Origin of the sequence: Aminobacterium sp. UBA4987, from assembly GCF_002396985.1 — a bacterium.
GTDB lineage: Bacteria > Synergistota > Synergistia > Synergistales > Aminobacteriaceae > Aminobacterium > Aminobacterium colombiense.
This window is the reverse complement of record NZ_DGZF01000009.1, coordinates 354,771-366,835: the sequence shown is the minus strand read 5'-3', so window position 1 is coordinate 366,835 and position 12,065 is coordinate 354,771. Positions and strand designations below refer to the sequence as shown.

Annotated in this window: 12 protein-coding genes; 4 read left to right on the top strand and 8 right to left on the bottom strand. The window is 43.1% G+C overall.

The genetic code is table 11. The features are described from left to right. Nucleotides 1-94: 94 nt before the first annotated feature. From corA to B2U56_RS05815, 5 genes are all read right to left on the bottom strand, one after another. Nucleotides 95-1,165, bottom strand: a complete 1,071-nt coding sequence (gene corA, locus B2U56_RS05835; protein ID WP_286952761.1) for a magnesium/cobalt transporter CorA — start codon at nucleotides 1,163-1,165, stop codon at nucleotides 95-97. 53 nt (nucleotides 1,166-1,218) lie between these two features. Beyond that, nucleotides 1,219-1,740 (bottom strand): chromate transporter, encoded by a 522-nt coding sequence (locus B2U56_RS05830; protein WP_286952760.1) that lies wholly within the window; start codon nucleotides 1,738-1,740, stop codon nucleotides 1,219-1,221. Further along, nucleotides 1,737-2,267, bottom strand: a complete 531-nt coding sequence (locus B2U56_RS05825) for a chromate transporter (RefSeq protein ID WP_286952759.1) — start codon at nucleotides 2,265-2,267, stop codon at nucleotides 1,737-1,739. Before B2U56_RS05825 ends, B2U56_RS05830 begins: the two co-directional genes overlap by 4 nt. A 93-nt stretch (nucleotides 2,268-2,360) precedes the next feature. Continuing rightward, nucleotides 2,361-3,188, bottom strand: coding sequence for a UDP-2,3-diacylglucosamine diphosphatase (locus B2U56_RS05820; RefSeq protein ID WP_286952758.1), 828 nt, complete (start codon nucleotides 3,186-3,188; stop codon nucleotides 2,361-2,363). A gap of 48 nt (nucleotides 3,189-3,236) precedes the next feature. Continuing rightward, nucleotides 3,237-4,130 carry a DMT family transporter gene (locus B2U56_RS05815; RefSeq protein ID WP_286952757.1) on the bottom strand — a complete coding sequence of 298 codons (894 nt, stop codon included), beginning with the start codon at nucleotides 4,128-4,130 and terminating at the stop codon, nucleotides 3,237-3,239. Nucleotides 4,131-4,266: 136 nt separating this feature from the next. On the opposite strand from B2U56_RS05815, the gene B2U56_RS05810 reads away from it, so the two are divergent. The 3 genes from B2U56_RS05810 (at nucleotide 4,267) to B2U56_RS05800 (ending at nucleotide 8,293) form a co-directional block, all read left to right on the top strand. Continuing rightward, nucleotides 4,267-5,316: a hypothetical protein gene (locus B2U56_RS05810; protein WP_286952756.1), complete on the top strand. Its 1,050-nt coding sequence runs from the start codon at nucleotides 4,267-4,269 to the stop codon at nucleotides 5,314-5,316. 158 nt (nucleotides 5,317-5,474) lie between these two features. Beyond that, nucleotides 5,475-6,839 carry a Trk system potassium transporter TrkA gene (gene trkA, locus B2U56_RS05805; protein ID WP_286952755.1) on the top strand — a complete coding sequence of 455 codons (1,365 nt, stop codon included), beginning with the start codon at nucleotides 5,475-5,477 and terminating at the stop codon, nucleotides 6,837-6,839. Between the two features lie 2 nt (nucleotides 6,840-6,841). Continuing rightward, nucleotides 6,842-8,293, top strand: coding sequence for a TrkH family potassium uptake protein (locus tag B2U56_RS05800; protein WP_286952754.1), 1,452 nt, complete (start codon nucleotides 6,842-6,844; stop codon nucleotides 8,291-8,293). Between the two features lie 31 nt (nucleotides 8,294-8,324). On the opposite strand, the gene B2U56_RS05795 is transcribed toward B2U56_RS05800, so the two are convergent. Continuing rightward, complete coding sequence (locus B2U56_RS05795; RefSeq protein WP_286953107.1) at nucleotides 8,325-9,815, bottom strand: potassium/proton antiporter; 1,491 nt, start codon at nucleotides 9,813-9,815, stop codon at nucleotides 8,325-8,327. A 289-nt stretch (nucleotides 9,816-10,104) separates the two neighbouring features. Between B2U56_RS05795 and B2U56_RS05790 the strand changes: the two genes are divergently transcribed. Then, a complete protein-coding gene (locus B2U56_RS05790; RefSeq protein ID WP_213700065.1) occupies nucleotides 10,105-10,296 on the top strand; it encodes a ferredoxin in 192 nt (63 codons plus the stop codon). Nucleotides 10,297-10,343: 47 nt separating this feature from the next. On the opposite strand, the gene B2U56_RS05785 is transcribed toward B2U56_RS05790, so the two are convergent. Both B2U56_RS05785 and B2U56_RS05780 read right to left on the bottom strand, forming a co-directional pair. After that, nucleotides 10,344-11,642: a hemolysin family protein gene (locus tag B2U56_RS05785; protein ID WP_286952753.1), complete on the bottom strand. Its 1,299-nt coding sequence runs from the start codon at nucleotides 11,640-11,642 to the stop codon at nucleotides 10,344-10,346. A gap of 99 nt (nucleotides 11,643-11,741) precedes the next feature. Then, nucleotides 11,742-11,999, bottom strand: a complete 258-nt coding sequence (locus B2U56_RS05780; RefSeq protein WP_286952752.1) for a zinc ribbon domain-containing protein — start codon at nucleotides 11,997-11,999, stop codon at nucleotides 11,742-11,744. Nucleotides 12,000-12,065 lie beyond the last annotated feature (66 nt).

The window sequence follows — 12,065 nt, the reverse complement described above, 5'->3', positions numbered from 1 at the left end:
TAGCCGCGAAGATAGGCGAGATGATAACCAGTTAACCGCCAGCCATAGTGAAACTTCTGCCCGGGAAAAAACTATATCGATAGCTCCCATAGATTCATAACCACTTCTTTCTTTTAAACAAATAGATCATGACAAAAGCAATAAAGCCCATTATTACCCATACGAATGGGTATCCCAATTTCCATTCAAGTTCTGGCATGTATTTAAAATTCATACCATAGATACCTACTATAAAGGTTAGGGGAATAAAGAGAGTGGCAATGACCGTAAGAACTTTCATCACGTCGTTCATACGGTTGCTTAAGGAGGAAAGATAGAGGTCAAGCATTCCAGAAACTGTTTCCCTGAAATTTTCCACAGTGTCTATGTTTTGAATGACATGATCGTAAAGATCACCGAAATAGGTTCGGGTTTGAAGCTGGATAAGGGAGCTTTCAGTTTTACGAATAGTATTTACAGCTTCCCGGAGAGGCCATACTGCATGTCTTAATATCAAAAGTTCCCGTTTCATTTTATAAATTGAACGAACCGTTTCCTGGTCAGGATGAGCTAACAGAAGGTCTTCTGTATCCTCTATCTGCTCTCCCAGACGTTCCAAAATAACAAAATAACGGTCAACAACTGAGTCCATGAGGGCATAAAGAAGGTAATCGGCACCAAGACGTCTAAAGCGCCCTGCTGCACTACGTATTCGTTCCCGGACGGGTTCAAAAACATCCCCAATACGCTCTTGAAAGGATATTACGAGATTATCTTTCAGTATAAAGCTAACCTGTTCTATGGTGAGGTCTCCTGTTTGCTCGTCAATGTCGAGCATCTTAAGAACAACATACAAAAAATCTTCATATTCGTCTGTTTTGGGTCGTTGCTCTGTATTAAGAATATCTTCAAGAACAAGCGGGTGGATAGAAAAAGTTTCGCCAATCTCTTCGATAAGTGGCGCTTCATGAAGCCCCACTACATCAAGCCAGTCTATTACCCCTGCTGAATCTTTCCTTTCATAATCATGAAAGTCGGATAAAGACCTCTCATCTAAAACATCCACACCATATCGCATCAAATGCAACGCAACATCACCCATTTTTTTCTCTCCTACATGGATAAGGCTCCCAGGCGGAAGCCCCGCCTTGTCAGAACGGCGATGCTTCTTTAGCTTTTGTGCCATTAGTATCTCCCCTTTATCAGTTATCCAGGGACAGATGCGACTCCTAAATCTTATTAAAAAATAAGAAGCCCGGCCAGACCAAAGAGTATAAAAAGAAGAGGAGGGTTATTTTTAAATACACGAATCTGAAAAAGAACAAGGCCCAAACAAAAGAGAGCGGCCGTCTGCCACTGGGAAAGAGCAGTTTTTAAAAGAGGAACCACTGCAAGAGTCAATAGAGCTCCCACTGCTGGACGCAACGATCTTTTAAAATGCTCAACTTTCTCGTCGGAACTTTTCTTCATCATGAGAAGAACTAAAAGCAAGATAAGAAGAGGCGCTATAACAACAGAAAGGGTTGCTACAAGAGAACCTAAAACACCAGCCTGATGATATCCTACGAAGGTCGCGGCATTGATGGCAATAGGTCCTGGAGTGACCTGGGCTAAGGCCAAAACCTGATTGAACTCTTCGAGAGTCAACCAGCCGTAATTCATGACAAGTTCATGCTCTATAAGAGGGATGGTCGAAATACCGCCACCAAAGGCCCCTATTCCAATCCGGGCAAAGGCCAAGGCGAGCAATAGAAGCTTCACGACTTTTTCTCCTTTCTAAGCCATTGAATGGCTACCCCCCCAGCTACAGCAAAAAGTGGGTGGATATTAAAGAAGACCATTAAAAGGATAACGAAGGCATAGGGGACTAAATTCAAGAGGTCAGAAATAAGAATGGATTTCAGTTGTCGGACTACAACATTGACCAACAGTGCTGCTACTGCACAAATAACGCCAAGGAAAAAAGCCTTTAATGCAGGGGAATTGTGATATTTCAACACAAGATTCGAAAGGAGCAGAATAATAGTAAAAGGAGGAACTAAAACCCCTAAAACTGCCATGAACGCGCCCCTAATACCACTATAGTGCTTCCCTATAAGAAAAGAGGATGATACAGCTATAGGCCCTGGCATTGCCGCGGATAGGCTCACTATGTCCAACAAATCCTGTTCAGACATGTCACCTCGTTTGCGAACTTCAGTTTCTGCCATGCCAAGGATAACTACGCCTCCTCCAAACGTTACGGAACTAATTTTAAAAAACATTTTAAATAGCTGCCACGGTGTCATAGTAATGCGTCAATCCTTTCCTCCGTTTCGGCACCATTCATGTCAAAAGCAAAAAGAATCATGAATAGCCCCCCTAGAGGCATTGTACATAATTTAACGACTTTTACAGCTTAAAAAAGGCAAGGGAATCTCTGTAAATGGAAACGCTGGCAAACCAAGATTGCCATTCCCATCAAAAAGGGTTTGAGCCTGCCTTCGTATCTGTTGCCACAAAAGGGGTTTGATACTTCCATCCTGTGTTTCGATAACAGCAGAGCAGCTTTCAATCCAGTCTCCAGTATTGCAGTATATAAGGGCTCCAATCTTTTTCATGACAGGGCGATGGATATGGCCGCAAATAATGCCTTCCACATTATATCTCTCTGCGGTTTCCGTGATCTTCCTTTCGTACCCGCTTATGTACTTTACAAATTCCTTTACTGTCCTTTTTGCCCTTCTTGATAACGACCATGTTGAATTATCAGAAAGAAACAAGCGACTAAGGCCGTCATTCAACCAAAGTGATGTTTCGTAAGCTGCGTCCCCAATTCTTGCCAGCCATTGTGTATATTTTGATACAATGTCAAATTCGTCTCCATGAGTTATTAAATAACGTCGGCCATCCGCAGCTGTATGAAAGGCTCTTTCAAGGATATGTATCCCACCAAGAGTTCGTCCGCTAAACTCCTTAAGAAAATCATCATGGTTTCCAGGGATATAGAAAATCTCTGTTTTTTCAGATAATTTAAGAAGCAACTGGAGAATATAGTGGGAGGAACGAGTTTTTAAGGCTTCGTGTCTGAATTTCCAGCCATCTATAATGTCCCCCACTAAATAAAGGCGGTCACAAAAAGAAGAGGAAAGGAAGGCCGCTAACTGGTCGACCTTGCTCCATTTAGACCCGAGATGAACGTCAGAAACAAAAATTGTACGATAATGCATCGCTTCGCCCCTTTTTATAAAGTCGTATCTGCCCTGAATCAAACAGTTCTAAACCTGTTGTTCCCATCGTGCGACAATATATATTCCCAACAAAATAAGAATACCACCAATTATGGTGATTGTGTGGACGTTCTCTCTCCACAAAAGCCAAGCTAAAAATGAGCTCCCAAGAGGTTCCCCTAAAAGCGCGACAGAAATGCTCCCTGGGTTGAGGTAACGTAACGCCCAATTATAGCAGCTATGCCCAAGAATTTGGGGGATAAGAGCCATGCCCCACAAAGCCCCCCATGTGGAGAAAGGAAATCCAGTAAAAGGATGACCTTTTATCAGAACCAATAACCACAAAAGAACCGCTGCCATACTATAACAGAGCGAGGTATATGTAAGCAATGAAACGCGATGCCGCGCGATTCGGCCGCATAAGAAATAAAAACTGGCGGTCCACGCTCCTATCAGGGCCAGAAAGTTTCCCCATAAGGCCGTTCCTCCCACTGAAAAATCTCCGGCGCTTATGACAATCCCGCCAATAAAGGCAATGCCTATACCAGACAACGTCGTTCTGCTTACCCTATCTCCCGTGATCGCCGGCGCAAGAAGGGCAATCCAGATAGGAATAGTATCAACAATGACAACAGAACTAGCTACTGTCGTATAAAACAGCGAAGATATCCAGAAAGCAAAATGGAGAGCAAGGAACACTCCTGACAAAAGAAGAGCCCTCCATTCTCGAGGGCGAAGAGTTGCTATTTCTTTTTTACACTGAACTAAAGCGACTGGAAAAAGAACAAGCGCTGCCAGGCCAACCCTATAGGCAGCTATCACAAAAGGATGAGCCGTATGGGCCATCCTCGCAAATATTGCACCTGTAGATATAGCCAGAATGCCTGTCGCTAAAACCCAAAAAGGGGGTAGGCAGGGAGCATCTTCAGTACGCTTTTTCATAGGCATAGACTACCACAAAAAGGGCGAAAAAATACATGATACGTTATAAATCCAATCTGCCTCTCTTCTCTTTCTGCTAAAAATATGGCATAGTATAAGCGCGCTATAAAGTGCTGTAACGGAGGTGAGTGTAAGAGTGCTTTATTCCAAATACCCTCCAGATTTGGTAAAGAAGGCTCTTGATCTAAGCTCCAGGATAGATTTTTTGTTACGCCAGGATATAGTAGAATCGGTAATTCACGATGCAACAGTATGGCTTCCATCCCTTGGCCAGGAATTAGGCCTCCCATCTGTTTCTTCTGTTTGTGAATCCCCTATTAATTGGAAACAAATTATAACCACTCTTTTTCATTGCACACTGCTGACAAATCTGGAAAGTCGCGAAACACCTGAAGAAGGAGCTCGACGATGGCATTTAGTGCTCTCTGCAATGGCCGAAACAGCTTTTCCTTATTTATATGACACCCTCCCCGAACGCCAATTCATGAAAATCGCGCAACAAGAAATCGTTACCACTTCTACCAGAGAATCTGCGCCCCACTTACCCTGGGATTCTGTGCCTTCATGGAAATGGGGGCATTATGCCAGCATTTATCTTGACATTCCTGAATCTAATGAGCTTTTTTGGCATATCAAGGAAAATAACACGGGGTGGACAACTGCCCATATGGCATCACTGCATGGGCGCATTTTTGCCAGTTCATCACTGCTCCACCAGCAGACAAGATGTGTACCTTTAGGTTTAATTCTCGACTCTTCTCAAAGTAAAAGACAAAAAACTACTCTTAAGATGCTCTCTGTGGCATCGGTTTATTATTTGGCAGGATTCGTTTTCCCTCAGGTTAATGAATATCTGGAAGCTCCTTTTGACAGCGTGAAGACAACGGTTATCGAAGCCATTCTAAGTAAAGGCACAAAACATCAAGATCCATCATGGTTAAGTGGAGCTCTTCGCAATTTGTATATTCTCTATGGAAAACTTCCTCTTGAAAAAATAGGACGGCTTGCCGTTCTTCTCTTCAGAAGACTCCAGGCTCTTCTCTATTCTGAACAGCTTTTGCGAAGCACAATAAGCGATATGGGGAAACTTTTTTCAAAACATGCGGGTAAAAATGCTACAGAGAGGGTTCTCCGTGTATTTGAAGGCATGGTTCCCGAATATTCCTATTGGCTCATCCCAACCTAAAAACAACCTAAGAGGTATTGGCATTAGACCCGACAAGCGATATTATACGTTGTTATAAAGCTGACCTTAAGGTCAGCTTTATAACAGTTGCGTTTCTTCAAAGCTTTGATAGTATGGCTTGGGAGTACTCAGAATATTTTGGAAGCAGGGATTATTTTATGCGTATAGTTATAGTAGGAGCAGGAGAAGTTGGGTATCACGTTGCGAAAAGCCTCTCCACTGAAGGTCATGATATTACTGTTATAGAAGAAGACGAAGAAAGAGCTCTAAAAGTAGACAATGAGCTAGATGTTATCACGATACGAGGGAATGGTTCACGTCCTTCCGTACTAGAAGAAGCCGGTGTAGTTGCTGGTTGTTCTGTAGATATTCTTGTTGCGTGTACAAATCGCGATGAAGTGAATATTATGGCTTGCTGGATCGCTAAAAGGGCAGGCGTAAAACGAGTTATTTCGAGAGCGCGGGGATTGGAGTACACAGACAGCCCAACGTGGGCACGAGACTTGGGAATTGACGTAATGAGCTCTCCAGAAAGATCTGTTTCGCGCCAAATCATAGAGCTCCTCACTGTCAGTTCTGCAGTGGAAACAGCGGAACTTCTCGAAGGGGTCGCCGGCATTTACGCATTCCCCATTGCCCTTAAATCACCTCTCGCAGGTGCTAGTTTGAAACAGCTCCGTGTTCGATACCCTCATGTTACAGCTATCATTGTGTACGTGAAGCGTAATGGCAAGGGTTTTGTGCCATATGGCGACAATGTTTTACAAGAAGGAGATCTGTGTTTCACAGTCATAAGAAAAGACCAGGTTTGGAAGCTGGAAGAAGTTTTTACAGGGAAAAAGAGTACTCCCCTTCGCAGGGTTTTTATAATTGGTGGAGGAAAGCTGGGATTTCAGGTTGCACACCGCCTCGAATCCCAATATAGAAATGTGGATATCCATCTTATTGACCATAACAAAGAAAAGTGCGAGCGCATAGCCACCGAATTACAGCGCACCCTTGTGTTGTGTGGAGATGGCGCCGATGAAACACTCCTCAGACAAGAAGGGATAGAAGAAGTGGATGGCTTCGTTACCGCAACCGAAAGCGATGAAACCAATATTCTTTTAGGAGTTGTTGGGAAAGCATTGGGGGCTAAAAAAACCATAGCCGTCGTCCGAAAACAAATGTATATGCGCCTCGATAATTACATCTCGGTGGACTCCATGGTAAATCCTAACCAGGCTCTCGCATCCGTAATTATGAGCAACGTTCGATACCCCTCAGGAGCAGGTACGCTTTCACTTCTCGATAAGGTTGACGCAGAAATGCTTGAGGCTCATATTCCTGTAGGAAGCCCGCTTTCTGGTCTTTCCTTGGCAGAAATGAATCTGCCTAAAGGAATGCTTTTTGCCCTTGTCCGCCGTGGCAAGGAGGTCTTCGTCCCTATTGGTGATACTATTTTACACGAAGGAGACCTAGTGACTATTTTCGCCTCCTCTGAAATGATGCCCTTGGCAGTAGAAAAACTTGGAGTAAAGTAACGATGAAACTCCGACTCGTGGCACGGGTACTTGCCCTCCTATCTTCTATGATCTCGATTTTTATGTTCTGGCCGCTTTTCTGGGCATTTCTCGACGGAACCCCGGATGTTAAGGCTTTTTCAGTGTCAATTGCCATTGGTTTTTTAATTGCGGCCTTCCTCTATATATGGGGCAGGAAAGATTCGTTTCAAGACATTGGAATACGGGAAGCTTTTGCCGTTGTAACTCTTTCATGGGTTACAGCCTCAATTATCGGAGGTCTTCCCTATCTTTTAAATGGGACTGCAGCAACATTTACTGATGCTTTTTTTGAAGCCATGTCGGGATTTACCACTACCGGCGCCTCTATACTCACAAATATTGAAGCAGAACCAAGGGGCATTCTTTTTTGGCGTGATCTTACCCATTGGCTTGGCGGAATGGGAATTATAGTTCTCAGCCTTGCCATTTTGCCCTTTATTGGAGTGGGTGGAATGGAACTCTATAAAGCTGAAGTTCCCGGACCTATTCCTGAAAAGATGACACCCCGAATTCAACAAACGGCTCTACTTCTATGGGGGGTTTATATTTTTCTTTCTGCACTGCAGTCTATTTTATTACTCTGTGGAGGGATGAACCTATTTGATGCTCTGACCCACACATTCGGAACCATGGCTACAGGTGGTTTTTCTCCTAAAAACGCAAGCGTCGCCCATTATGGAAATGCCTATATCGACTGGGTCATTACCATTTTTATGTTTTTAGCTGGTAGCAACTTTGCCCTTCATTATCATTTTCTTCAAGGGAAATGGGATGCATGGTGGAAAGACGGCGAGTTTCGTGTCTATTTTTCTATCACGACATGCTGCACCTTCATTATTACTATCCTTCTTCTAAGAAAAGGGATTTATAGCAACATATTTGAAGCTTTAAGATATGCCGCCTTCCAGGTCGTTAGTATCATTACAACAACAGGCTTCGTCACTGCTGATTATGAACTCTGGCCTATTTTTACTCAGTTTTTGCTTCTTATACTCATGTTTATCGGGGGATGTGCCGGATCCACAGGCGGCGGCATCAAAAACTTACGTATAATGGTTCTTGTTCGCCACGCCTATACAGAACTTTATAGACTACTTCATCCCAAAGCCATTATCCATACCAAAATTGGAGATCGGACACTCTCTAAAGAAATAGTGGGCTCCATAACAGCTTTTTTTCTTCTTTATATTGGTCTTTTCACCTTGGCAACTCTGCTTATGACAGGCCTTGGGTTAGACTTAGTATCTGCTATATCAGGCGTAGCAGCTACCCTTGGAAATATCGGACCAGGATTGGCCATTGTCGGGCCAACTAAGAATTACGCACTGATCCCTGATATAGGCAAATGGATTCTATCCTTCTGTATGCTCTTGGGGCGACTAGAACTTTACACAGTCCTTATTTTATGTGTTCCAGCAACGTGGAAGCGATAGAAATGAGCCCGGCATAAAGGAGCCGGGCTTTTTATATTTCGTTTTCGTTGTCAATCTCCCGTCTTGTTATCACTTCTCGTGCCTTCTTCAATGCCTCTGGCTCTCCCAACACAAGCAGCGTATCATATGGCTCTAGTACTGTTTGTCCACGAGGGACAAGAAAGTTTTTATCTCTTCTCACGAGGAGAATTAAAGCACCTGGAGGAAAATACAACTCACCTATAGTTTTTCCAACCACTGCTGTTCCAGGAAGAATATCAAGCTCTCGCGTTTCGTTTCGTACATCGTTTTCGGTTTTGTCAAATTCCAAAGGGTATCTCGGGCGATATTCTAAGGGTTTGTCCACCTTTAAAAAACGGGCAAGGGGCATGAGAGTCATTCCTTGAAGCAAAACTGATGTTAACACAATAAAGAAAACCATATTGAATATCTCATTAGACTTTGGATGGCCCAAAAGAAGGGGGAAAGTTGCTAAAACAATAGGAACTGCCCCTCTCAAACCAGCCCATGCCGCCAAGGTTCGCTCGCTAAAAGAAAAGGAACTTCCAATGAGTGTCAAATAAGTAACCACAGGTCGAGCCACAACCATTAGAAAAGCCGCGCTCAAAAGCCCATCTTTGGCCACACGTGGCAACTGGGAGGGGAAAACGAGCAGCCCTAAAACTAAAAACATGATAATCTGCATCAACCATCCCATGCTATCGTGAAAACGAATCAGGCTTTTTTTATAAATAAAATCACTGTTTCCTAATATAAGACCACATACATAGACTGCCAAAAAACCATTTCCGCCCATTTTTTCAACAAGACCATAGGTCAAGAGGACTATGCTAGCTCCAAGTACAGGATAGAGCCCTTCGTAATCCAGACGAATCCGGTTCATAAGCTTTGCTGCTCCTCTGCCTAACAACCAACCTGCCACTCCCCCGAAAATCATTTGTACCACAAACCTTGGAAGAAGCTCTGTCCAGCTCATGGTGTTTTGAGAAATAACCTGAAGTACGGCGAGGGTTAAAAAAATCGCCATGGGGTCGTTGCTTCCAGATTCAAACTCTAAAAGTGAGCGTAGATTGTCTCTCAAGCTGACCCTTCGAGAGCGAAGCACAGCAAAAACAGCAGCTGCGTCTGTTGAAGACACTATAGAACCTAATAGCAAGCCATCTTGCCACGAAAAGCCTAGTATGCAGCAAACAAAGAGTCCCATAACAATAGCTGACAAGGCTACTCCAATAGTAGCCATGACAACACCTCTCACTAATACTGGTTTAATGTTATACCAATGAGTGTCAAGACCTCCTGCAAAAAGAATAAAAGCAAGGGCTACGCTGCCTACCATGTTGGCCGCAGCTGCATTATCGAATTGAATACCTCCCGGACCATCAGAGCCAGCGAGCATTCCAATTGCGAGGAAGGTCAAAAGAGCGGGGAAACCAAACCGTTCTGCCAGTTTGCTCGAAAATATGCTTAATAGAAGGAGTATTGACGTTACAAGAAATATCAATGGCAGATCAAACACTTTCATCACCTCAAAAAAACATTCTTCAGTTGACCATTTTACGGGAAACCTGTAATATATACGTGTTACTTTTTTCTTGTTTCGTGTTACGCACTTGCGCAATAGATAAGTATATTGTACTTCACAATATGGACACTGACACTTCAGTCCGTTGATTCTCCTCAAGAAAGCGGAAAGGTCCCCACCTGGCTTTTCCGCTTGATATTTTTGTAAAAATCATGCTTTAATAATATTATAAAAGACACTGAGAGCAACTTTGTTAAGGGAAATAGCATGACACAAAGGAGGAAAACTTATGAAAGCATATGTTGATCAAGATATGTGCATCGGGTGCGGGTTATGTGTTTCTCTGTGTGATTCTGTTTTTGAACTAGATGAGAATGGCAAGGCTTTTTCAAAAATAGAGCCCATTCCTCAATCATCAGAAGGCTGCACTCGCGATGCGGCGGATCAGTGTCCAGTCGAAGCAATCCACATAGAAGAATAAATGGACTGGGTATTTTGCAGGGAGGCAGCATTATACTGCCTCCTTTTTCATAACATTAAAACGCTATCGTCTTCCCCTTCTTCATCAAAAGTGTAATTGGGATTTTTAACAATACGCACCTTGTCTATGCGCTGCCCCATTACTTTTACAACCTCAAAGCGAAGAGGTCCCCATTCAAGGGCAGCTCCAACTGCTGGCAAAGTCTTGAACTGTTCAAAAAGCCACCCGCTCAATGTACTGGATTCACTTTCGGGGGTGTAGGGCATCCGGAGAAACTTTTCAAAGAGTTCTTCCAGGTAGGCATCACCGCTCGCTAGATAGATATTTTCTTCTACCTGGGTATAATATTCCTTGAAATCGTCGTGTTCATCGTATATTTCGCCTACTAGCTCCTCTAAAATATCTTCAAGGGTAATAATCCCGGATGTACCGCCATATTCATCTAAAACAATGGCAAGGTGGGCTTTATTCCTTTGCAACATCTTTAATGCGTCCATTAAGGTGGCGCTGCCTGCTATCAGCAGTGGCGGAGCCATAATAGAACGAAGGTCAACATGCTTGTCATTGATATAATGGTTCAGAAAATCTTTTTCGTTGAGAATGCCAATGATATTGTCAAAGGTTCCTTCATATATTGGAACACGGGAATAATGATTCTTCAGCATAAGATTTTTTACATTCTCGAGGGGCTCATTCACATTTAACGCAAAAAGGTCCACTCGTGGAGTCTGTATTTCACAGACTTCTATCTCTGAGAAATTCACTGCGTTACCTATAATATCCTTTTCGACCTCAGGCAATTCTCCTTCTTCTCCCATGGTTTCTACAATACTTAACAATTCATCATGGGTGACGCTGGGCAAGGCGGCTGTTCTGCTTTTGCCCCGCAGGTAATTAGACAGATTTGTTGTAAGCCATGTAAGGGGGGAAAGAAGAAAAACAAAAAAATACACCCAGGCTGCAGCACCGAGAGCAAAGTTTTCAGCCTTATCCTTCACAAAAGCCTTGGGAAGTATTTCTCCAAAAAGGATGATGAGAACAGTCATGAGAAGTGTTGCATAAACCGCGCCGATAGGCCCCATCAAAACAGAAAGGATGCCTGCCGCCGCAGAGGTCATGACAATATCAACGATATTCCCGCCAATGAGGATCGCAGAAATCGTTTTGTTGAAATCCTTTGCAAGGTCGAGCGCCTTTTTAGAGCCTTTACGTCCCTCTTCTACAAACCGTTTAAGACGTATTTTATTAACACTGGAATAAGCTGTCTCGCTTGCTGAAAAAAAAGCCGAAAGTATGAACATAAAAACGAAAAATAGAGCGAACAGTATTACGGTACTCTCAGCCACTAAAAAAAACCTCCATTTCAGGCTATAAGGCTATAATTTTACTATGAGTATAATAACAGAACATTAAGAGATAATGTTGCTTATTGTTCTATTTGTTGATTAGTGACTTCGCCACCTATGGAGCCTTGGTAAAAACTCAGAAAGCATTTGCCGTGCTTTTTCTTTGTCGAAACCCTCAGCCACCATGAAGGGGATACACTTTTCTATCATCTCGTCTATAGTTATACGCGGCTGCTCAAAAGCCCCGTTTCTGTAGCAATAAATACAATAGTCATGGGAAAGGCTTCCGTTTCTTTCCGAACCTAGAAGAGAGGGGTCTTCAAGAGGCATTCCACAATTTTGACAAACCTTTTTCATGGCACTACCTCCTTTAATAAATGAAAATTATGTTTTAATATGAGTAATAATAGTAGCACAACTTAT